20 protein-coding genes are annotated in these 23,953 nt (G+C 37.3%); 16 read left to right on the plus strand and 4 right to left on the minus strand.

Annotated features, from left to right (window positions below; translation table 11 throughout):
- Positions 1-10: 10 nt before the first annotated feature.
- Positions 11-1,984 (plus strand): ATP-dependent protease LonB, encoded by a 1,974-nt coding sequence (lonB, locus tag ACJMLD_RS02320; RefSeq protein WP_405267594.1) that lies wholly within the window; start codon positions 11-13, stop codon positions 1,982-1,984.
- Between the two features lie 6 nt (positions 1,985-1,990).
- On the opposite strand, the gene ACJMLD_RS02325 is transcribed toward lonB, so the two are convergent.
- On the minus strand, positions 1,991-2,473 hold the full coding sequence (locus tag ACJMLD_RS02325) for a hypothetical protein (protein WP_405267595.1): 483 nt from the start codon (positions 2,471-2,473) through the stop codon (positions 1,991-1,993).
- The gene (locus ACJMLD_RS02330; protein ID WP_405267597.1) at positions 2,451-3,371 is read right to left on the minus strand and encodes an ADP-ribosylglycohydrolase family protein; all 921 of its coding nucleotides are present in this window, start codon (positions 3,369-3,371) and stop codon (positions 2,451-2,453) included. The genes ACJMLD_RS02325 and ACJMLD_RS02330 overlap by 23 nt, the downstream gene beginning before the upstream one ends.
- Before the next feature lie 96 nt (positions 3,372-3,467).
- Between ACJMLD_RS02330 and ACJMLD_RS02335 the strand changes: the two genes are divergently transcribed.
- On the plus strand, positions 3,468-3,977 hold the full coding sequence (locus ACJMLD_RS02335; RefSeq protein WP_405267599.1) for a GNAT family N-acetyltransferase: 510 nt from the start codon (positions 3,468-3,470) through the stop codon (positions 3,975-3,977).
- Positions 3,978-4,006: 29 nt separating this feature from the next.
- Positions 4,007-4,375 carry a zinc-ribbon domain-containing protein gene (locus tag ACJMLD_RS02340; protein ID WP_405267600.1) on the plus strand — a complete coding sequence of 123 codons (369 nt, stop codon included), beginning with the start codon at positions 4,007-4,009 and terminating at the stop codon, positions 4,373-4,375.
- 18 nt (positions 4,376-4,393) lie between these two features.
- Here the strand turns inward: ACJMLD_RS02340 and ACJMLD_RS02345 are convergent, their stop codons facing one another.
- Positions 4,394-4,897, minus strand: coding sequence for a hypothetical protein (locus ACJMLD_RS02345; RefSeq protein WP_405267602.1), 504 nt, complete (start codon positions 4,895-4,897; stop codon positions 4,394-4,396).
- Positions 4,898-4,988: 91 nt separating this feature from the next.
- Between ACJMLD_RS02345 and ACJMLD_RS02350 the strand changes: the two genes are divergently transcribed.
- The 12 genes from ACJMLD_RS02350 to ACJMLD_RS02405 all read left to right on the plus strand — a co-directional run bounded on the left by ACJMLD_RS02350 (position 4,989) and on the right by ACJMLD_RS02405 (position 20,243).
- Complete coding sequence (locus ACJMLD_RS02350; RefSeq protein ID WP_405267604.1) at positions 4,989-5,903, plus strand: ribose-phosphate diphosphokinase; 915 nt, start codon at positions 4,989-4,991, stop codon at positions 5,901-5,903.
- Between the two features lies 1 nt (position 5,904).
- Entirely contained in the window at positions 5,905-6,195 is a 291-nt protein-coding gene (locus tag ACJMLD_RS02355; RefSeq protein ID WP_405267605.1) for a hypothetical protein, read from the plus strand.
- Between the two features lie 6 nt (positions 6,196-6,201).
- Positions 6,202-8,166, plus strand: a complete 1,965-nt coding sequence (gene uvrB / locus ACJMLD_RS02360) for an excinuclease ABC subunit UvrB (RefSeq protein WP_405267607.1) — start codon at positions 6,202-6,204, stop codon at positions 8,164-8,166.
- A 306-nt stretch (positions 8,167-8,472) separates the two neighbouring features.
- Complete coding sequence (locus ACJMLD_RS02365) at positions 8,473-8,715, plus strand: AbrB/MazE/SpoVT family DNA-binding domain-containing protein (RefSeq protein ID WP_405267609.1); 243 nt, start codon at positions 8,473-8,475, stop codon at positions 8,713-8,715.
- On the plus strand, positions 8,715-9,098 hold the full coding sequence (locus ACJMLD_RS02370) for a type II toxin-antitoxin system VapC family toxin (protein ID WP_405267611.1): 384 nt from the start codon (positions 8,715-8,717) through the stop codon (positions 9,096-9,098). Before ACJMLD_RS02365 ends, ACJMLD_RS02370 begins: the two co-directional genes overlap by 1 nt.
- A gap of 83 nt (positions 9,099-9,181) precedes the next feature.
- Entirely contained in the window at positions 9,182-12,070 is a 2,889-nt protein-coding gene (gene uvrA, locus ACJMLD_RS02375; RefSeq protein WP_405267613.1) for an excinuclease ABC subunit UvrA, read from the plus strand.
- Between the two features lie 218 nt (positions 12,071-12,288).
- On the plus strand, positions 12,289-13,788 hold the full coding sequence (locus ACJMLD_RS02380) for a DUF2193 domain-containing protein (RefSeq protein ID WP_405267615.1): 1,500 nt from the start codon (positions 12,289-12,291) through the stop codon (positions 13,786-13,788).
- 9 nt (positions 13,789-13,797) lie between these two features.
- Positions 13,798-14,562, plus strand: coding sequence for an MIP/aquaporin family protein (locus ACJMLD_RS02385; protein ID WP_405267617.1), 765 nt, complete (start codon positions 13,798-13,800; stop codon positions 14,560-14,562).
- 131 nt (positions 14,563-14,693) lie between these two features.
- Complete coding sequence (locus ACJMLD_RS02390) at positions 14,694-15,512, plus strand: DUF368 domain-containing protein (protein WP_405267627.1); 819 nt, start codon at positions 14,694-14,696, stop codon at positions 15,510-15,512.
- Positions 15,513-15,563: 51 nt separating this feature from the next.
- The gene (locus ACJMLD_RS02395) at positions 15,564-18,155 is read left to right on the plus strand and encodes a DUF5814 domain-containing protein (protein ID WP_405267618.1); all 2,592 of its coding nucleotides are present in this window, start codon (positions 15,564-15,566) and stop codon (positions 18,153-18,155) included.
- 6 nt (positions 18,156-18,161) lie between these two features.
- Entirely contained in the window at positions 18,162-19,742 is a 1,581-nt protein-coding gene (locus ACJMLD_RS02400; RefSeq protein WP_405267620.1) for a helicase HerA-like domain-containing protein, read from the plus strand.
- Between the two features lie 9 nt (positions 19,743-19,751).
- Entirely contained in the window at positions 19,752-20,243 is a 492-nt protein-coding gene (locus tag ACJMLD_RS02405; protein WP_405267622.1) for a hypothetical protein, read from the plus strand.
- Here ACJMLD_RS02405 and ACJMLD_RS02410 read toward each other — a convergent pair.
- Positions 20,233-20,655, minus strand: a complete 423-nt coding sequence (locus tag ACJMLD_RS02410; protein WP_405267624.1) for a DUF123 domain-containing protein — start codon at positions 20,653-20,655, stop codon at positions 20,233-20,235. The genes ACJMLD_RS02405 and ACJMLD_RS02410 overlap by 11 nt on opposite strands.
- 109 nt (positions 20,656-20,764) lie before the next feature.
- On the opposite strand from ACJMLD_RS02410, the gene ACJMLD_RS02415 reads away from it, so the two are divergent.
- Positions 20,765-23,953 (plus strand): C1 family peptidase (locus ACJMLD_RS02415; RefSeq protein ID WP_405267625.1); only part of this gene is annotated, 3,189 nt, incomplete at its 3' end.

Genomic DNA, 23,953 nt, shown 5'->3' on the forward strand with positions numbered 1-23,953 from the left:
GGTTTGTTTTATGAAATTTGAAGAACAAGAAGTGATTGATGATTCTTCTGAAGATATAGTTGCTGAGCCTGAAATAGAGACAAAAGGTGAAGAAACTAAACCTATGTTAGATTATAATAATATTAAAAGCTCACAAGATATTGAAGTTCCCCCTTTATTAATTGATCAAGTTATTGGGCATGAAGAGTCCATTGAAACAATTAAAAAAGCAGCAAAGCAAAGAAGGAATGTTCTCTTAATTGGTGATCCGGGTGTTGGAAAATCAATGCTTGCTAAAGGAATGGCACAAATCCTACCTCATGAAGTTTTGCAGGATATCTTAGTATACCCGAATATGGAAGACAACAACCATCCGCTGATAAGGACAGTACCTGCAGGTGAAGGAAAGAAAATAGTGAAGGCAACAAAAGGTTCTGCAAAAGGTCAAGAGGAGAAGAAAACCATTATTACAATGTTTGCAATATGTGGAATATTAGTTATAGGATTTATGTATGGAAGATTGCTCGAGTCCATTATTGCAGCAGCTTTAATTTTACTTATATCTATTCAAATTAAACCGAAAACCACTAATATGTCTCCGAAATTGCTGGTAAATAATCAGGAATCCAGATTTGCACCGTTCATGGATGCAACCGGAGCTCATGCAGGAGCATTGCTCGGTGATGTGCGCCACGACCCATACCAATCAGGTGGTCTTGGAACTCCGGCACATGAACGTGTGGAAGCAGGAATGATTCACAAAGCTAATAAGGGTGTTTTGTACATTGACGAAATCGGTACAATGTCAATGAAAACCCAGCAAGAGCTCTTGTCTGCAATGCAAGAAAAGCAATATGCGATTACTGGTCAAAGCGAAAACTCATCAGGGGCAATGGTAAGGTCACAGGCAGTACCGTGTGACTTTGTTCTTGTAGCATCAGGTAACCTTCAGGTATTGGAAGGAATGCATATTGCAATGAGATCCAGAATTAGAGGATACGGTTATGAAGTCTTCATGAAAGATTACATGGAAGATACTACTGAAAACAGGGAGAAACTTGTCCAATTCGTAGCTCAGGAAGTTAAAAACGATGGAAGAATTCCGCACTTTGCTCCAGATGCACTTGATGAAATCATAATGGAAGCGAAAAGAAGGTCCGGAAAACAGAACGCCTTGACTTTAAGGTTAAGGGATTTGGGCGGATTGGTAAGGTCTGCTGGTGATGTGGCTATCGAAAAAGGTGACGATTTGGTAACTGCAGAGCATGTGTTCGAAGCCAAAAAATTCGCAAGAACCCTCGAACAGCAAATAGCCGACAGGTCAATCATGCAAAGGAAAGACTACAGTATGGTTTCAGCTGAAGGTGGAAGGGTTGGTCTCATCAACGGTCTTGCAGTAATCGGTGATAGAAGCGGAATCGTTTCCCCAATTGCAGCGGAAGCTGCACCGACACAGTCCAAAACCGGAGGTCAAATCATTGCTACAGGTAAATTAGGTGAAATCGCCAAGGAATCAGTTCAGAATGTGAGTGCATTGATTAAGAAATACACCAACAAGGACATTTCCGATTATGATATTCACGTTCAGTTCATCCAAACTTATGATGGTGTTGAAGGTGACTCCGCCAGCGTAAGTATTGCAACAGCCGTGATTTCAGCTATTGAGGAGATTCCAATCGATCAAACCGTTGCATTAACCGGTTCACTGAATGTTCGTGGTGATGTAATGCCTATAGGTGGAGCAACTGCCAAAATCGAGGCGGCAGCAGAAGCTGGAATGAAGAAGGTATTGATTCCAAAATCCAACATGAAAGATGTAATGATTGAGAAGAAATATGAAGACATGATTGAAATCATTCCAACCGAAACTTTAAGTGATGTTTTGGAAAACATTCTAATCAGTGGATCTTCCAAAGATAAGCTGATTTCAAAAATGAAGAACATCAGTTCTAAAGTTGCAGAAAAGGTTCCACAAACTACAATTAATAATCCAACTACAAACTAAGTTGGATTAATCTATTATTTTTTCTTTTACTATTTTTTCTATTGTCTTATAGAATTCAGAGTCTGTTTTTTCTAGTTTTTCAAAAGACGCGTCAATGCTGCAGCTGCAGACATCAGTTTTTCCGATAGCATACTCATTTGAATCCTTCTTAATAAGAATTCCAAACAGTTTCTCTTCCTTGTCATGGTACAGGTCAAATTCCTCTTGTGAAAGTTTGAGATTATAGTCCTGTGTTGAGAATATGTCGCATTCATTTATGATGGGCATGAATGTCATCATGCCGAAGGGCAGAAATATGTTTTCACTTTTGGAAATCTTTAAAAGCCTTTCCTCGTATGAATCATCGTCATTGATGCCGTATCCTTCAACTTCCAGGATGTTGTTGGTTCCCATGTAGTTGTCATCATCGATGATAAAGGCAAGCAGGTTAGGGTCTATGTAATTATTGCAGGAAGCCCTGATATTTTTAATGGTTTTGCTGAGATTCATCACAAAATGCCTCGTACTTTTCACATAATGCAAGCAGTTCATCAATTTTAACAATTTCGTTAATCCAATCTACAGGTATTGAGTCATATCCGTAATAAATTCCTGCCAGCCCTCCGCAGATGGCCGCATTTGTGTCGGTATCTCCGCCGAAATTGACAGCTTTTAAGACGGCATCCTTATAGTTGTCGGTGTTCTTCAGGCAATAGGTGACTGTTTCCAGGGTGTCTATCACATATCCGCCGCTCCTAATCCCTTCGGAGTAGTCATTTTCAAATATTCTATAGAAATAGTCCAGTTCCTCACAGTCTTTATAGTAATCCATTATTTTTTCATTTGAATTTTCAATGTGCTCGGCTATACTCAGGCCTTCGTTTGAAAGCATTGATTTGGCTATTTCAACATATAATACACATGCGATTTTGGATCTCTCATGGCCATGGGTCAGGGCAGAAACGTTTTCAATTGTTTCATAGTCTATTCCTTCAATGTAGGCCAATGGCAGGACTCTCATCAATGACCCGTTTCCGTTGTCGTGGGTTGAAGTGCCGCCTGACTTTAAGGCATCACAACCTTCCTTATATCTGTTCAGTCCACGGGATGTTGTGCTTCCAATATCAAAAACCTCATCATGTGGTGTGTGTTCTGCATTATCCATCCATTTTATGAATTCATCCATGATGTCCGTATAGTCGATTCCTTTTTTATTTATGATACTGGTCATTGTAGCTATTGTCATTGAAGAGTCATCAGACCAGGTTCCCTTTGGCTGATTGTAGGTCCCATATTCTCTCATATCAACAACAGGTTCCATTCTAAGTTCGTTTCTTGAATGAAATTCGACGGGAACTCCAAGGGCATCCCCAACTACAAAACCAATAATTCCATCTTTGACTTTCATGATAGAGTGTATATTCGTTTAAGTAATTAATAGTGTTTGTCAATGTAAAAACTATCTTTCAAAATTTATATATCATTAAGAAAATACCTTTAGACAATGATTCTGAAAACTGAAAATTTGACTTTAAGGCCTTGGAGGGATGATGATGCAGAATGCCTATATCATTTTGCCAAAAATCCTAATATTGGTCCGATTGCAGGATGGCCTCCTCATGAAAGTGTTGAGGATAGCTTGAACATCATAAAAACAGTCTTCGCTAAAAGGGAAACCTATGCCATTGTCAAGGATGATATTCCGATTGGCTGTGTCGGCCTGCTGTTTCATCCGGACTGCAATCATTATTGGGGTGATGATTCGGCAGAGCTTGGCTATTGGATTGGCGAGGAATATTGGAACAGGGGCTATGCAACGGAAGCATCTGAAGCTTTGATAGACCATGCATTTTCAGATTTGGATATTAAAGAAATTTATGCATCTTATAGGCATGAGAATAAACAGTCCGGAAGGGTTTTAGAAAAATTGGGCTTTAAATATTTCACAGAATTGAATAACATAAGCTATAATGGTGAAGCCATTTTCGAAATTGCCATGAAGTTAGAAAAATAATTATATTAAAAAAATATTAATCTTAATTAATGACTAGAATTTGCAATAACTGTAATTTTGAAAATCAGGATGATTATGACTTTTGTGCAAAATGCGGCACTCCTTTAGTCGAGGGTTTGAAGCCGGCAAGAGTTTATGTCTACAGGAGCGAATTGCCTAAAGTCAATAGGAAAGTCATAATTGCAGCTTATATTGTAACTATTTTTCTATCTTGGAGCGGATTTGTCGTCGGCCTCATTTCAAAGAACACCATTTTTGCCACTTTCACGTTCTTTGGCTTTTTCATGCCGTTTTACTTGGTTCAGTCAAAGCATCCGACACTTAAAAGGCATGGTCTAATCATGATGGCCATTTCATTTGTGGGTGTTGCACTCTCTTTTTACGTATTGCTGAATTAAAAAATAGAAAAAAGGAAATTATACTAGGTGGGGCTTAATGTTTCCCAGTATAATCTGTATTGGAATCTCAAATACGTTCACGCCATTTTCAAGCATTGCCACTCCAACAGCATCTCCTCTTGACATGCTTCCTTGAACGTTTCCGTTGCCGGGATAGCCGAAATATCCGTCATTTGCACGGATATCTCCTACAATGTTTCCTCCGAATATCGCTTGAGCGGCATCATTGTTCACACTAAGGATTAAATGAGGAGTTACGCCATAAGAGTATGTCATAATGTCTCGGGCAGCACCATAAGGATTATCCGGATTGTTTATATGGACATTATGCAAGGTTTGCCCTTCTGAGTTAACGGAACTTCCAGGGTAAATCCATTTGAATCCGGTCAGACCCATTGTTGCAGCCATATCAATACTAGCATCCTCCGCTGAATCTTCAGCAACTATCATAACAGGGCTGACAATTGTTGAAGCCAAAGCTAATACAATTATTAATATTATAATGGCAGTTATTTTTTTCATAATTAGTTTTTATTGAACGTTTATATATTAATACTTAACCTTTTTAATCATCAAAAACATATATTATTCCATATAAATTTTTGGTGATATTGTGATTATTGGTGGTTCAGCTTCACAGGATCTGGCTGCCCATGTGGCACGCGAGCTTGGTGAAGAATTATGTTATGTTGAAACTAAAAAGTTTCCCGATGGGGAAAGGTACTTAAGAATCGATGGTGAAATTGAAGATGAAGTGACAGTTATCCAGTCAACCGGATATCCTCAGGATGAAAACCTGATGGAACTGCTGTTCATAATCTCCAACCTGAAGGATTTGGGAGCCAAGAAAGTCAGGGCAGTAGTTCCTTATATGGGATATGCAAGACAGGAAAAGCGTTTCAATCCTGGAGAGACAATTTCAGCCAAGATAATCTGTAATTTAATCGAAGCGGCCGGTGCTGATGAGTTCATCACATTCAATATTCATGAGGAATGCGTTTTGAAGTTCTTCGACATTCCTGCCCGCAACATCTCAGCGATGCCTGCAATTGCAGAATACTTGGATAAGAAATATTTCAGGAAAACAAATGAAAAGCCATTGATTATTGCTCCCGATAAGGGCGCTTACGGATTTGCACAGGAAATGGCTGAAATTATTGGCTGTGACTGTACATACCTGACAAAAGTCCGTTTGGGACCGGACAAGGTTGAAACCAAAATCGTGGATGTCAGATGCGACAGCGAAAGTGAAAACACCGTTAACGTGGACTCCGTGAAAGGCATGCATGCTGTCATCATTGACGACATTATTGCGACCGGCGGAACCATTGTCAATGCAATCAATATCTTAAAGCAATACGGTGCATCATCAGTGGATGTCTGCTGCGTTCACCCAATCTTGACAAATAACGGCGCAACCAGGATTTATGCTGCCGGTGCAAACAAGATCATCGGTACCAACAGTCTGTCTTCCGATACTTCACGCGTATCTATTGCAAAATCTATTGCAGATGCATTGAGGCAGTAATATGGATAAGAATCAGATTAAAAAGGAACTGGTTGACAAATCGAATGATATCTTGCAAAAGTATTCGGAACCTGATGTTGTAGAAGATGTATCGGTAATGAATATGGCCGCTAAAACTGTATTTTTAGGTTCTCTTAAAGTATATAATACTGAAATTGTTCCAAATGTAATTAATGACTTGAATAAGGATTTGAAAGGCTATGGGCAGCTGGTAGTAAGAGACCAAAGAGTCACTCCATGCTGTGCACCGAGCTATATACATATCAGTTTCAACGTTACAATCTCAAACTAGATAATTATGAAAGAATTCAAACTAAAGTCACCTTATAAGCCACTGGGTGACCAACCAAAAGCCATTAACTCATTAGCCGAAGGCATAAAGAATGGGCTGAAAGAACAAACCCTCTTGGGAGTGACAGGTTCTGGAAAGACCTTCACAATGGCGAATGTCATTGAAAAGGTCCAGAAGCCTACACTTGTCATTTCACACAACAAGACATTGGCGGCGCAACTGTACGAGGAGTTTAAGGAGTTCTTCCCGGACAATGCCGTTGAATATTTTGTCAGCTATTATGACTATTACCAGCCTGAGGCCTATGTGCCGAGAACAGACACTTTCATTGATAAGGAAGCATCAATCAACGATGATATTGACATTATGAGGCATTCTGCCACTCAATCATTGCTGTCAAGGGATGATGTCATTGTCGTAAGCAGTGTGAGCTGCATCTATGGTATCGGTTCTCCTGAAGACTACGGCGAATTTGCCTTTGGGATAAATGTCGGCGACAATTATGACCGCTCTGAAATCCTTGCAAGGCTTGTCTTCATGCAGTATGAGCGAAACGACATTGAGTTTGCAAGAGGACAGTTCAGAGTAAGGGGAGATGTCATAGAAATAAATCCGGTTCATGGAACTCCTCCAATCAGAATTGAGCTTTTCGGTGATGAAATCGATGCAATCAGCATAATCGACAAGGTCACGGGAAGAAAACAGGAATCACTTCAAAGATACATGATTTTCCCTGCAAAGCACTTCGTTGTTGGCCAGGACAAGATGGATGTGGCAATTTCAAAGATTACAAACGAGCTTGAGGAAAGGCTTTCAGAGTTGAATGCCATGGGAAAAATCCTGGAAGCCCAAAGATTGGAGCAGAGAACCCGTTTCGATATAGAAATGCTAAGGGAAATGGGATACTGTCCAGGTGTAGAAAACTACTCAATGCATCTGTCAGGCCGTAACTGGGGAGACAAGCCATATTCTCTTTTGAAGTACTTTCCGGATGATTTCCTGACAATAATCGACGAATCTCACGTTACCGTTCCCCAAATCCGAGGGATGTATAACGGTGACCGTGCACGTAAGGAGACATTGGTCGAATATGGTTTCAGATTGCCGTCAGCCAAGGAAAACCGTCCTTTAAGGTTTGACGAGTTCGAATCATCCGTCAATCAGGTCATCTATGTATCCGCAACGCCTGCCCAGTATGAGCTTGCAAAGTCAAGGAATGTCGTCGAGCAGATTATCAGGCCAACCGGACTGGTGGATCCTGAAGTAATCATAAGGCCGGTAACTGGTCAAGTTGAGGATCTGCTTGAAGAGGTTAGAAAAACCGCCGAAAAGGACGAAAGGGTATTGGTTACAACATTGACCAAAAGGATGGCTGAAGACCTGACTGACTACTATGCAAGAATCGGAGTTAAGGTAAGGTATATGCACTCGGAAATCGATACCTTGGAGAGGATTGACATTGTAGATGACCTACGACGTGGAAAGTTCGATGTTCTTGTCGGCGTAAATCTTTTAAGGGAAGGTCTTGATTTGCCGGAAGTGTCACTGGTAGCCATTTTGGATGCTGATAAGGAAGGGTTCTTGAGAAACGAGACCTCTCTGATACAGACCATAGGCCGTGCCGCAAGAAACGTCAACGGCCGTGTGATAATGTATGTGGACAATATGACCGAATCCGTTAAAAATGCATATGACATTACGATGAAAAGGCGCATGCTGCAGATGAAATACAATGAGGTCCATGGAATAACTCCAAAATCCACCCAAAGGACATTGAAGGAAAAGCTTGCTGAGGAAGATGAGAAGTACAAAGTCAAAGGCGCTGACATTGAAAGGATGCCTAAGGATGAGCTTCGTTTATTAATCAGAGATTTGGAAAAGGATATGAAGGATGCGGCTGCAAGGCTTGACTTTGAGCGTGCTGCCGATTTGAGAAACAAGCTTTATGCATTGAAGGGCTTTGATAAATAGCTTTTCTCTTTGGAATTTTTTATCATGTTTTCAGTTTAGAGAAAAATTTTTTTTAAAATTTTCATAATTGATTATATTATGATTATAATTTTAATTTCATGTTATATTTTTATTAAAGGCATATGAAATTGTTTTAGGACCATATAGAAAATTATTTTACTTTATTTAATCAAATATTTAATTTAATCTATTAAGAGTAGTTTGATGAAAATAATAATGGTTATTAGTTTTTAAATATTTTAGATAAATTAAATTTCTGAAATTTTAAATATTAGAAATTATAGACCATTAATTGGAGATGATTTTATGGATGGAGTTGTAAGCTCAAAAATTTACAAAGGTTTTCAAACAATTATTCCGAGTAAAATTAGAAAAGAAATAGGAATCACTCTTGAGGATACTCTTAATTGGAGAATAGAAGAGGATGTGATTATTGTGGAAGTAGAAAAACAAAGACCCTTATCTGATTTAGCAAAATTTGCAATTTCACTTGATGAAGAAACTGATGCTGTTGATTTAAAAAGAAAATCTGGTAGGGGAGAATTATAGTGATTTTTGTCGATACAAGTTTTTTAATTGCTTTACTTATTAAAACAGATAAATTTCATGATAAGGCTTTAAAGATTTCTGAAACAATTACTGAACGAAAAGTAATAAATAACACAGTATTAAATGAAACATTAAATGCATTTACTGGTAAAGGTGGAAAAATAGGTAAGGATTTATTTTATATTATCACTGAAATGTTTGATATTCAGTATTTAAATCAAACTGATTATGAAAAGGCAATTGATATTTACTTACAATATGATTCATCTATTAATTATTCTGATTGTACAATTTTATCAACAATGATTCAAAATAAAATTCATCATATAGCAAGTTTTGATTCTGATTTTAAAAAAATTCAGGGGATATCTGTAATAGATTAGAATTATTACTTTCCAATTGCTCTCTGAAACATTTTATAAGGTAGTTTGTTCTAATAATATATAACTAAATTAAGGAGATTATCATGACAGAGGAGTCAAAAAAGCAGATAGTCATCAAGGGTGCGCGTGAGCACAATTTGCAGGATATTGATGTCAGTGTTCCCCGTGATGAATTTATTGTAATTACGGGCATAAGCGGGTCTGGAAAGTCTTCACTGGCTTTCGATACAATCTATGCTGAAGGACAGCGCAGATATGTCGAATCATTATCAGCTTATGCAAGGCAATTTTTGGGTCAGATGAAAAAGCCTGAAATGGAATCAATTGAAGGATTGTCTCCAGCTATTTCAATTGACCAAAAGACAACAAGGGAAAATCCAAGATCAACTGTAGGTACAATTACAGAAATTTATGATTACTTAAGATTATTGTATGCAAGAATAGGCATTCCGCACTGTCCTAACTGTGGAAAGGAAATTTCACAGCAGACCATAGGCCAGATTGGCGAGTCAATCATCGAGGAAGGTGAAGGAATCAAAATCCAGATATTGTCACCGATTGTCAGGGATAAGAAAGGTCAGTTCAAGGATGTTTTGGATGAGCTTAGAAACAAGGGTTTCGTAAGGGTTCGTGTCGATGGTGAGATAAGGGATTTGGATGAGGATATCGAGCTTGCAAAGACATATAGGCACAACATTGATGTTGTGGTCGACAGATTGAAAATCAGAAAGGATGTTGATTTTAAAAGGAGACTGGTTGACTCTTTAGAGACCGCTGCAGAATTTACTGAAGGGTTGATTACAGTATTGTTCACAACAGATGACGGGGAATATGAGAAAAAATACTCAGAGCACTTTGCATGCGTTGATTGCGGTATTAATTTTGAGGAATTAACCCCAAGGATGTTTTCGTTCAACGCTCCTCAGGGGGCATGTCCTGAATGTAAGGGTATTGGTTCCAAAATGGAAATTGATCCTGATTTGATTGTTCCGGACAATACATTGACATTGAACGAAGGAGCTATTGCACCTTGGTCAAAATCAGCAAAAAAGGAAAATTATTATTATCAGATGCTTGAGGCTGTTTCAAGGCATTTCGGCTTCAGCATGGATGTTCCTTTCAATGAACTGGACAAGGAATACCAGAATACGATTCTTTACGGCTGCAATGAGAAAATCCCTTTCACATTCAAAAGGAGAAACAAGTCCTACATGGTAAACCGTAAGTTTGAGGGAGTAATTCCTAGAATGGAAAGATTATATCTAGAAACCAAGTCAAACTATTCAAGAAAATACCTTTCAAAATTCATGAGCGACAGAAAGTGCCATGTCTGTGACGGAAAAAGGTTAAGGCCCGAAATACTGGCCGTTACTGTTGGCGGAAAGTCAATCATTGATGTGTGTGACCTTGCTATTAAGGACTCATATCAGTTCTTCCAGGATTTGGAATTGACAGAACGTGAAAACTTCATTGCAAAAGAAGTCCTAAAGGAAATCAAGGAACGCTTAAGCTTTTTGGTTGAAGTGGGACTGGACTATCTGTCAATGTCAAGGTCTTCCGGTACATTATCCGGTGGGGAGGCTCAAAGAATCCGGCTGGCAACCCAAATCGGTTCCGGTCTTGTAGGGGTTCTATACATTTTGGATGAGCCAAGTATCGGACTTCACCAAAGGGATAACATAAAGCTGATTGAAGCACTTAAAAGGCTTAAGGACTTGGGTAATACTTTGGTTGTCGTTGAGCACGATGAGGAAACCATCTTGTCAGCAGACCATGTTGTGGACATAGGTCCCGGTGCCGGTGAGCACGGAGGTAAGGTGGTGGCTCAAGGAACACCGCTTGACATCATGAAAAATCCTGATTCACTTACAGGCCAATACATTTCAAGAGTCAAAAAGATTGATATTCCAAAGACAAGAAGGCCAGGAAACGGCAAATTCATAACAATCAGGGGTGCTGCACAGAACAACTTGAAGCATATCGATGTTGAAATTCCATTAGGCAAGTTCACTTGCGTAACCGGAGTGAGCGGTTCCGGTAAAAGCAGTCTGATTAATGAAATATTATATAAAGGCGCAAAAGGAAAACTGGCTAGAAAGTTCACTTTTGCAGGAAAATACGATGAGATTGAAGGTTTGGAAAATGTCGATAAGGTAATTGCAATAAACCAAAAGCCAATCGGAAGGACTCCAAGATCCAATCCTGCAACCTATACTGGGGTATTCACTGACATCCGTGATCTGTTTGCTAACACTCCTGAATCCAAGGCAAGAGGATACAAGCCTGGAAGATTCTCTTTTAATGTTAAAGGCGGAAGGTGTGAAGCATGTTCCGGTGACGGTATTGTCCAAATTGAGATGCACTTTTTGGCTGACGTATATGTTCCATGTGAAGTCTGTGGCGGCAAAAGATACAATGAAGAGACTTTGGATATAAGGTATAAGGGCAAAAACATCTATGAGGTCTTGGAAATGACTGTCGAAGAGGCTCTTGAGTTCTTTGAAAACATTCCAAAGATTACCAAAAAGCTTCAGACATTGTATGATGTTGGATTGGGCTATATGAAGATAGGCCAGCCTGCAACAACTTTGTCAGGTGGTGAAGCTCAAAGAATCAAGCTTGCAAAAGAATTGTCCAGATCCAGCACTGGCAAAACATTATACATTTTGGATGAACCGACTACAGGTCTTCACTTTGCAGACATCAAAAGGCTTTTGGATGTTTTGGCAAGATTGACCGATGCAGGCAATTCCGTTGTTGTTATTGAGCATAACCTTGATGTCATTAAAACAGCCGACCACATCATTGACTTAGGTCCTGACGGAGGTGATGGCGGAGGTGAAGTAATCGCTACAGGAACTCCTGAAGAGATAGCTAAGTCCGGAACCTACACCGGAGAGTTTTTGGAGCGCATGCTTGATGAAAACATAACTCCATATGCAAAAGAATTGGTAGAAGATATAGGAAAATGATTTTTTCTTATATTGATTCCTTATTTTTTTATTTTAATTTTTCTTATTTCATTCGATTTTTTTTTAAAATGGTTAAACAATTGTTATTTAATTTTTTAAATTCTAAGAATCATTTAACTAACTTTATATACTTTCTTGAATAATTATTAATCATAAGGTAGTTAAGTATTAATTCCTAGGCAATACTTAATTAACTACACTTATCGCTGGTGATAAAAATGAGAGAGTTATATGAAAAAATGATTAACGAATCAATGGCTGCTCAAAAGGCAGACATTGCTGTTATATCAGAAAACAGGTACAACGATTTTAAAATCGTTGATGCAAAACCATATGCCGATGCCGTAGCAGGTATGAAAGCATTGGACAACCAAGCAGAATCCGTAATTAACTTACACAAGGAATCTGTTAAAAACCACTATGAAATCCTGTCTTCCATTACAGACACTTTGAAATGTGAAGACGATCCGTTCATTGAACATTTCCAAACTCCTCCAGTTTTAGAAATTTTATGTGAAGAAGATGGTGAATTTGCAGACAGCTTAGACAAATTTATCCAAGCTATTGCTGATAATGAAGCAATCGTTGCAAAAGAATCTATCAGAAGATATGGTGGATTTTACGGACCAACCTGTGTAGTTGACTTTGCAATGATGCCTGGAAGTACCAGTAATGTCGTAAACCAAATATTGCAAAAAACCGACATTCCTGTAGCTCACAAACAAGCAATTTTATCTGCAAAATCATGGGGTATGAACACTTCATATGGTATTGGAGACGCATTTGCTCATGCTATCGAAGAAGGTGCAACCGCTGCTGAAGCTACCGAAAAGGAAATTGCAGCATTGCAAATGATTTACAAAACTCCTATTGAAGGACAAGGTCAATTGATGGATGATGCAGACCACACATCCTTTGACGTAAGGGACTACATGAACAAGTATAAAAAGGCAATGACAGCATCCGTCAAAGCTGCAATGGATGATGGAGTACACTACGGAAACATTGTAACAGTTCCTGCATACTGTGTTGGAGATATTGGACACCACATCGGACAATCCACCTACAACATGTGCAAAGACGATATGATATTGGCTATTGTCCAAGCAACTGCTGATGTTATTGGAAACACTTTAACAAACAACTTAGACAATTATGAATCTCCATTCAACGTATTGAAATTGTCCACTGGTGCATCTGCATGTGCAACTGAATTCATTTTAGAATTAGACGGATTCAATGCACCAATGATTGTAGACTTATTCTCCAAAAGATTCCACAACTATGTACAACAATATCCAACAAGAGGAGCAGCTGCTGAATTGCACAACTGTGACTTCATGGACATGATTTACAGAGGATACAATGCAATCATGAAAGCAAGAAAAGGCAGAGCAGGCACTGGCGGTGAATTAGTGCCACAAATCACTGGATTTGACGTTGACTTAAGCCCTATCTTAGATAGTGAAGTTGTAATGAACCCACAAAGATACACTTATCCTGCATGCGGAATTTCAGTAAGATTCTCATCCTTGATGAGATTGGCAGACTACCCATGTCTATTAACTTCAGAACCAATTACAGCAACAATGATGACAAATATTATTGCACTTAACAAAGAGGCACCAGGATCTCCTGTAAGAGGATGTAAAAACTGTGCTGCTGCTTCACTTGTAGACGGTAAACATGAATATTGTCAATGGAGAGAAGCTGTATAGGTGAGCTAAATGCCTTGTAATATAAGAAAAAAATTCTTTGCAGAACTTTTAGGAACCTTCTTCCTAGTATTCTTCGGTACTGGTTCGGCTGTCGTGACATTATTGATTACAGATGCTGCGGGAGCTACTGGAATTGGACCTTTGGGAGGACTTGGTGACTGGATTGCCATTGCTTTGGCATTTGGTCTAACTGTAATGATATGTATTTATGTATTCGGTAAGATATCCGGTGCACACTTGAATCCTGCTGTAACCATTGGATTGCTTGTCACTAAAAATATTGCTTTAATCGACAGTATCTACTATATAGTTGCACAGGTAATCGGTGCATGTTTAGGAAGCCTTTGTCTATTCCTATGTCTTGGGGCTCCTGCTGTTACAATAGGAGGACTCGGTGCAACAGCTCCAGGTTTAGGGGTAAGCTACCTTCAAGCTATGTTCGCTGAATTCTTGGGAACATTCTTCCTCATGATGGTTGTAATGGGTGTTGCAGTCGACAAAAAGGCAGAACCTGGTTTTGCTGGAATTTCAATCGGTATGACTGTTGCAGCAGTAATCGTAGTTTTAGGCGCATTTACCGGTGCTTCAATCAACCCTGCACGTACATTTGGACCATATTTGATGGACACCTTGCTTGGTGGAGCTAACCTTTGGGCATTCTTCCCAATATACTTGGTAGGACCTATTCTCGGTGCAATCTGTGCAGCATTCGCATATGCATATCTTGCAAAAGACAGTGGAGTTTGTGAACTTCCACAACCATTCCAAGAATAAATCTTTTGATTTATTCTCTTTTTTTCTTTTTTTAATAACCTATTTAATTAATTAAAACTAATATTAGTTTAGGTGATAATTTGAGTTTTGATATTAGGGAAGCTTTTTTGATTTTTATTCGAGGAGTCCTTATGGGTTCTGCAGACATTGTTCCTGGAGTTTCCGGAGGAACAATAGCATTGATTACTGGAATCTATGCCTATTTGGTTGAGGCAATCAGTAAAATCAAATTCGGATTCGTAAAACCGCTTCTAAAAGGTGACATCAACGGCTTTATAACAGGTATGTTTGATGAAATTGATTTCAAGTTCTTCATACCTCTGGTTCTTGGTATTGGCGTGGCTTTCCTGACACTTGCAAAAGTTGTAACCTATTGCATGGATGTGCATACTGCATTGACATATGCATTCTTCTTGGGTCTGATTATAGCTTCTGCAGTGATACTGTTCAAAAAACTCGATGAAATCAACTTAAAGAATATATTGTTTGCCGTTTTGGGTGCTATATTGACTTTCATATTTGTTAGTTTAAATCCAATTGCTGCCAATCATTCATTGATTGTAATATTTTTCTCAGGTATGATAGCTATTTGTGCAATGATCTTGCCGGGCATATCAGGTTCATTTCTGCTCTTGCTTTTGGGACAATACAAATACATGTTGAATGCCCTTCATCAGCTTCAGATTGTAGACATCATCGTTTTTGTAATCGGAGCGGCTATCGGAATTTTGGGATTTTCCAAAATACTCAACTACCTGCTTAAGAACCACGAGGAAATAACAATGGCATTTCTTATAGGGGTGATGCTTGGATCTTTAAGGGTTCCGGGTGTTGAAATCTTGAATTCAGCAGGATTGAGCTTTGCAGGATTGTTCCCATGTCTTATTGTTGCAATAATCGGTTTTGCAATTATTATTATTTTGGAGACAAGATTTGATTATATTGACTAATCACTTTCTTTTTTTAAAATATATTAACAATTAAAAATATAATTAAAAACAATGCTAGTTTTAAAAAAGGTCAAAAAACAGTGGAGATTATATCCGATTGGCTCACCGAAAGGTGCACTAAACCATAAGAGAGTGCCGGAATTTGTTGGAAATATCAAATTCTCTCATGAGGGTGACTCATTATCCATTTCCAGATTTGTTGCAGATTACAATTTCAATGACAACTCCACTTTAAATGAACAACTAATGTCTCCAAGTGAAGTTATTAAGTTATTACGTTCACAGGCTGTTTTTCTGGCAACACCCGATGAAAAGGTGGAAAAATTTTTAAAATCACTTAACATTAAAGTTAGAAAAACCCAGGTTTGTGACTTTTGTGCTTATGAAGGAAATATTACCATTGTCAATTCCTCTTATTCTTATAGACATAATAACCAATTGATTTGTAAAGATTGTGCATATGATACGATCAAACAGGAAATCAAGCTTCAAGGATTTGATAAAGCAATATTTAGGAATTTGAAGGGAACCTTAAAAAAAACCGGAAGTTTGGAAAAAACACTATCAGTTCTCGACCCTCATTTTGATCCAATAAGGAATAGGAACTTAACGTTATTTGATAAAACCAAAAAATCAAAACATATCATACCTCCAGTTGATATGAAACGTCTTAAAATTCCAAAAGATTTTAAAGAAGTTTTACTGGACTCAGGTAACACTAAATTACTGCCTGTTCAGTATCTGGCAATTAAGGAAGGGCTCCTAAAAGGGGAAGATTTGCTGGTTGTAAGTGCAACAGGTTCCGGAAAAACATTGGTTGGAGAGCTTGCGGGGATTACAGAGGCTCTAAAAGGTAAAAAATTCATTTTCTTAACTCCTTTAGTGGCACTGGCTAATCAGAAATATCGCGATTTTAAAAAGAAATACAAAAAGTTAGGCCTATCTGTAGCTATTAAAGTTGGAAGGAATCGTGTTAAAGCAAAAGGAGAGTTAAAACTTCCAGATTCAGATGTATCTAAAGCAGATATTGTTGTTGCAACCTATGAAGGAATTGACTATCTTTTAAGAAATGGTAACTCCAAATCATTGTCAGGATTGGGTGTTGTGTTAATCGATGAAATCCATATGATTGATGATGAAGACCGTGGAACACGTCTAAACGGCTTAATTAAACGTTTAAAAAATTTATATCCTAAAACTCAAATTATTGGACTTTCCGCTACAGTAAAAAACCCTGAATTTTTAGCTTCAGAATTTAATATGAAGCTAGTTCAATACTCAGAACGTCCAGTACCCCTTGAGAGGCATTTAGTTTATGTAAGAAATGAATCTCAAAAACGCCATCTAATGAAAAATCTCGTTCAAAAGGAATTCAATACTAAATCTAAGAAAGGATTTAGAGGACAAACTATCATATTTACTAATTCAAGGCGTAAAACCCATCAAATTGCTAATTATTTAAATAATAAAAGGGTTAATGCTCAAGCATACCATGCAGGATTATCGTATTATAAAAAAGAAAAAATTGAAAAGGATTTTGATAAAGGTAAAATCTCTTGTGTAGTAACTACAGCGGCTCTTGCGGCGGGTGTGGACTTCCCGGCTTCGCAGGTAATATTTGACTCACTTGTAATGGGAAACAAGTGGATTAATCCAAATGAGTTTTCGCAGATGCTGGGTCGTGCCGGAAGGCCATCTTACCATGATAGGGGAATAGTATATCTACTTCCCGAAGTTGGAAATGATTTTGCAGGTGAATCTGAAGAAGCAAAAGCACTGGACCTTTTGGAAAGCAATCATGAGGATGTCTATATTGAATATGATGAGGAGTCAGCCTATGAGCAGATTTTAGCGGATATTTCATCTACATCAATTAAATCTAGAGATGAATTAAATAAATTTTACAAAGATATTGATGTTCCAATTTCTTTAAAAATAGCAGTTGATGAAATGGATGATTTAGGATTAATTAATATATCAGCAAATAATAAATTGGAAGTCACAAAGTATGGAAGAGCAACATCAGTTTCATTTTTATCAATTGAAGAAGCAGAATTTATTAAAAACACTTTAAATGACCATGAATACTTGAAAAGGTATGTTGGCCATTCCCCAATGTACAAGAAAAAGGATCAATATGACAAATTGAAAGTGTTGATTTTAGCGATGGCACTGGATTTGGAGATGTTTGAAAACGCATATCTTTCAAGCGTCATCCACAATCAGATTTCCAATGCCCTGAAAATAAAATTCTCGACAAGGCTGTTTGCGGAATCCACTTTGGATATCATCTCTTCTGGTGAAGCCATTGAAAAGGTTGACAAGAAGTTCCAGGATGCCCTCATTGCCCTTCAGACGGACTTCATGCAGTGCAACTGTCAGGAAAGACCATTTTGCAGCTGCATGCAAAGGGGAATATCCGAAGTAATTATTAATGAGCGTCTGAAAGGCAAGGACCCTCAGGATATATCGAATAAGCTCTTCAGGAAATATCAAATTCAGGTATATCCTGGTGATATATTCTCATGGCTGGATAATTTTGTCAAAAATTTAGATGCAATTAAAAGAATTTCAAGTTCATTTAATAAAAATAATATAGTTAAAAAAACTAATTATTTAATCAAGAAAATAGAAAATGGGTGAAATGCAATGTATGCAGAAGATAAAATATTGATTGGTTGTAATGAAAATACGGATGTGTTTGCATTACCAAGAATGGCTAATAGGCATGGTGTTATAGCTGGAGCAACAGGAACTGGTAAAACAGTAACTTTAAAAGTCTTAGCTGAATCTTTTTCAGATATGGGAGTTCCAGTATTTTTAGCAGATATGAAAGGGGATGTTGCAGGTCTTGCAAAAGTAGGTGCAACAAATGACTTCATTGCAAGAAACGTTGAAGCGTTCTCCCTTGAAGATAAAGGATTTAACTTTAAGTCATATCCCGTTGAATTTTGGGATCTCTTCGGTGAAAAGGGTCTTCCTGTAAGGGTAACATTGTCCGAAATGGGGCCGATGTTGCTTTCAAAAATCTTAAACTTGTCCGAAGCGCAAGCCGGCGTTTTGAATATCATATTCAGAGTGGCTGATGATGAATCTTTATTAATCATTGATTTGAAAGATTTAAAGGCTATGATTAATCATGTTGTTGAAAATAAGGATAAATATGAAAGTCAATATGGTGCTATTGCCCCTAAATCAGCTAATACAATTTTAAGGACTTTATTGGCATTTGAAGATCAAGGTGGAGATTTGTTCTTCGGCGAACCTGCCCTTGATTTAAATGATTTCATGCAAGTCGATGATAACGGAAAAGGCGTCATCAATGTTTTGGATGCTCAAAAGTTATCCTTATCCCCTGAGATATATTCAACATTCCTGCTTTGGATGATGTCCAGCCTATATCAGAATCTTCCTGAAGTAGGAGATATGGATAAGCCTAAATTCGTATTTTTCTTTGATGAAGCTCATTTGTTATTTGATGAAATCTCACCGGAATTCGGAAAGAAAATCGAACAGATTGTTCGTTTAATCAGGTCAAAAGGTGTAGGTTTATACTTCATTTCACAATCCCCTGCAGACATTCCAGATGATATTCTAGCCCAATTGGGTAATAGGGTTCAACATGCCCTTCGTGCATACACTCCAAAAGACCAAAAGGCGGTAAAGGTTGCAGCCGAAACATTCAGGCCAAATCCTAATTTTGGTACTGCAGAAGTAATATCTAATTTGGGTACTGGTGAAGCTTTAGTATCAGTTCTTGATGAAAAAGGAGCACCAACAGTTGTGGAACAAGTTAAAATCGTACCGCCTCAAAGCCACATCGGGTCAATTGAGGATGACTTGCGTAATCAAATAATTGACATTTCTGAATTCAAATCAAAATATTGGCAAGCAGTTGATCCGGAATCAGCATATGAGCTTTTAATGAATAAAATAGCATCAAACCCAAATATTGAAAGTGAAGTTCCGGAAGCTGACAAGCAAATCATTGATGAAGTCAAGACTCAAAAGCAGGAAGCTCCACAGGAAGCTCCTCAACAGCAAGGATCTGTTCTGGTAGACATATTGGGCACTGTCATTGCAGGCCAAACCAAGCAGACAACACGTAAAAGAACTAAAAAATCCAGTTCACAGAAGATGGTTGAAAAGGCGGCTTCACAGGCAATGAACACAGCAGCACGTGAAGTTACAAAAGGAATCATGAGAGGAATATTCGGACAAATGAAGTAAGGTGATAATATGGTTCATCCTCATGTAAAAGCAATTGAAAATATGGATGCTTCATCTTTTATTAGCATAATTGAAGAGTCTAAAATGACTTATGTTCGTGAAAATTTAAGCATGTTTTTACACGAAAGTCAAATTAAGCTATTGAAAAGAGTTAAAAAACATGAAAAACCTCATCACAAACGTATAAGGATTAGGGAATATGAAAAAGCCGAAAAGGATGATTTATTTAATCTTCATTTGGGATTATATCTGAAGAAATATAAAAAACTGGAAAAATATGGTCTAATTGAGATTGATTTAAATCCAGATAATGGTTTGGCTTATGATTGTCTTTTGACTCCTAAGGGTGTTGAAGTTCTCGATGAAATCGCTCGCTTGGAAAGCGAATGGGAAGAAATCGTTTCCATTAGTGAAGAAGATAAAGAGGTTTTAAAGCGCATTGCATTGGACTCTTTTGAAATCTCATATAATCGCAAGAAAAATAAAGGTTTCATATTCTAAAAAACTTGCATTCCATAGCTATTGAATCATATGCATTTAAAACACATTCAATAGCTTCCTTTCTATTTTTAAAATAATATAAATGACTTTCGCAACTGCAATCTGAACATCCAAAGTTTTTTATTCCAACACTGTTGTTTGATATGGCTTTAGATAAGTCACATTCCATTTTTTTACTCGATTCAGCAAAGATAATGTCTGTAATATTGGCATTTTTTAAAAGATAGTCTATATGCCAGTGAAGCTTTTTTTCATCGCTCAAATGTCTGTTGATTCGTGCGGTTAAGGAATTCATGGCAGAGCCTACATAAACATAATAACCCTCTCTAAATCTGATTTTTCCTAATCTTTTGCCTATTTTGATGGTTTTTTCATCATCCAACTCAACAACTAGACAATAGCTGCCTTTCATAGTGTATCATTTTAACTTCATTTTTTATTAATTTTTTTTTAATTTCATTTGATTATTTATATTATAAAATTTAAAGATAGTATTGAATAATAGTATGGAGGAAATTATTTTGTTTAAAATTGATAAAAGACTATCTTTATTTTTAACAGTACTGCTTTTATTAATCATCATTCCGTCTAGTTTTGCTCATGAAAACGATACTGCAATAGCAATTGATGAAGAAAGCCCTGTTGCTGTTGAAATTATAGATGGTGAACAACCTCTTGGGGGTAGTAATGATTATTATTTTGATGCATCAGTCGAAAATGATGCGGGTGATGGTTCAATAGATAATCCTTATAAGTATTTGACTGCAGACAGGATTAAATCCAATTCCAATATTTATTTGGCAAATGGAGAATATACGTTAGACCAATGCTACTATAATTATGGTCAAGTCAACATTATTGGAAGTGATGCCAATAACACCATTATTAAATATAAATCAGGGGAGTTTATATTTCAAAATAGGAATTCAATAACTTTAACAAATTTAACAATATCCGAATCTCCTATTCTGAACTATGCAATACTCAATGCAACAAATTCTGTCTTTTGTTATGGATACGGAAATTCATATGATAATGGCTATGGAAACAATTTTGGAGGTTCAATTTACTCTCCTTATAGCTCAAGTTATACTTCTGTTGTAACTATCAAGAATTGTACTTTCTTGGATAATTATGCGGAGTATGGAGGAGCCATTTACATGTATGGGGGCAGTTTAGATATTATTGATTCCATGTTCATCGATAATTTTGCTTATAATTATGGTGGAGCAATTGCATGTGAATATGGAACTCAAATAACAATTTCCAGATCAAAGTTTTTAAACTCATATTCAATGGCCGATGCAGGAGGAGCAATCTATACTAGGGAAGCCACCTTGAAAATGAGTTATGTGGATATTGTCAACTCTTCTGCAACATTTGGTGGTGCAATTGCAACTCTTAAAACTGATGTGAGCTTAGATCATCTAAATGTTTATAATTCCACTGCTAAATGGGATGGGGGAGCGGTTTACCATATGTACGGAAATTTCTCATCAATATATGGCATATTTAAAAATAACTCAGCCAATAATGGTGGTGCTTTATATATTGATAATTCCACTAATTTCTTCCTAAGGGCAAACACATTTACAAAAAACAATGCCCTATCCACTGCCGGAGCTGTCTATTCAATCTGCAATACTTTAAAAGGCATGGGTACTGTAAGGCAATGGAATACTTATACTCAAAACATGGCCAGTTTTAATAATAACGAATATGAAATCTCTTCAATAAATCTGACAATTGCAAACGGAAATTATACAATGTATAAACAAAATGTTTCTGAAATAACTGATATTCCTTCATATTACAGTTTAAAAGACCAAGGATTGGTAACAATTCCAAAAGATCAACAGAGTTCAGGTAACTGTTGGGCATTCACTGCAATATCCGTTTTGGAATCTGCAATCTTAAAGGCATCCGGCCAATATCTGGATTTGTCTGAAGAGAACATGAAAAACGTAATTGAACTGTATTCTGACTACGGCTGGAAAATGGATACTAATGAGGGCGGTTATGATAACATGCCTATTGGATACCTTGTTAGCTGGTTAGGTCCGATCAATGAAACAGACGATGCTTTTGATGATTATAGCACATTATCTCCAATATTAAACAGCATTATGCATGTTCAAAATGTCATCTTCTTAAAACGTAATGATTATCTTGACAATGACGCAATCAAAAAAGCTATCCTCCAATATGGTGCTGTTGGAACATCTATGCATTATGCATCTAATTTCTTTAGAGGAAAAGGATATTATTGCTGGTCACCAACCGCTTCAAACCATGCAGTAACCATTGTCGGATGGGATGATAATTACTCAAGAGATAATTTCTATGGACTTGGCCAGGATAAGGGCGATGGCGCATGGATAGTCAAAAACAGCTGGGGTCCCGATTGGAAAAATGAAGGATATTTCTATGTTTCTTATTACGATGAAAAATTCGCACAACCGGGAGTAGATAACATTGCTTATGCCATTATCTTGAATGATACCCTCAGATTTGATAAGAATTACCAATATGATATTGGTGGAAGTACCGATAATTTCTACACCGGCAATAATACTCTTTGGTATAAAAACATATTCACTGCTGATGCCGATGAATTTTTAGCGGGTGTATCCACTTATTTTGAAAAAATAACCAATTGGACGGCGTCAGTTTATGTAAATGGAGAACTTAAAGCAATAAAAGAAGGCACTTCAAATCCAGGATATTATACCATGAACTTAGGCAAAGTAATTCCTCTTAAATTAGGGGATGTATTTGAAGTCATATTTAAAGTAAGTAATTCTAATGTCGCTTCAATTCCAATTTCTGAGTATTATTCACTTAATAAACTGATTTACGAACCGGGAATATCTTACATGAGTTCAAACGGTATTGATTGGGAAGACTTATATTATAAAACTGGAACTTATGGAACTCACACTTACTATTCACAGGTTGCCTGTATTAAAGCATTTACAGTGTTCAATGAAATTAATGCTACAACAGTTATTGACACATTATTGTCTGCTAAAGACTTAAACATGACTTATAAGGATGGCAGTAATTTAATAGTCAAATTAACAGATTTAAATAATCTGCCTATTAATGGGGCTCTTGTAAAAGTCAATAACACTCTTGGAATTTATAAGTACAGGACTGACGAAAACGGGTATATCTCAGTTCCAATGAAGAATTTAAAACCTGGAAAATATAATATTACTGCTTTCTTTGAAGGTGATGATATTTATACCGCTTCTAATTTGACCATTCAAGTTGTTGTTGATAAGGCTTTGGTGGTTATGGAATCCAGCGATCTTAACGTGGTCTATAAAGAGGGAGGTAATCTTCCTGTCAGATTGACTGATGTTGATGGCAATGCACTTTCAGGTGTTTATGTCAAATTTGTCAATGGCAAAACCACTAATAAGTATCGTACCGATGCAGATGGCGTTGCAGCGGTTCCTATAAATTTAAAACCTGGTGAATACAATTTCACAATCATCTTTGAAGGCAATAATCTTTATGGCGCTGCAAATATGACAGTTCATGTTGTTGTTGATAAGGCGTTGGTGGTAATGGAATCAAGTGATGTTAATGTGGTCTATAAAGAGGATGGCAGTCTTACTGTTAGGTTGACTGATGTTGATGGTGTTGCCATTTCTGGTGTTACTGTCAAGTTTGATAATGGTAAATCATATTATAGGTATCAT

The sequence above is a fragment of the Methanobrevibacter sp. genome (genome assembly GCF_045112895.1).
Taxonomy (GTDB): Archaea; Methanobacteriota; Methanobacteria; order Methanobacteriales; family Methanobacteriaceae; genus Methanocatella.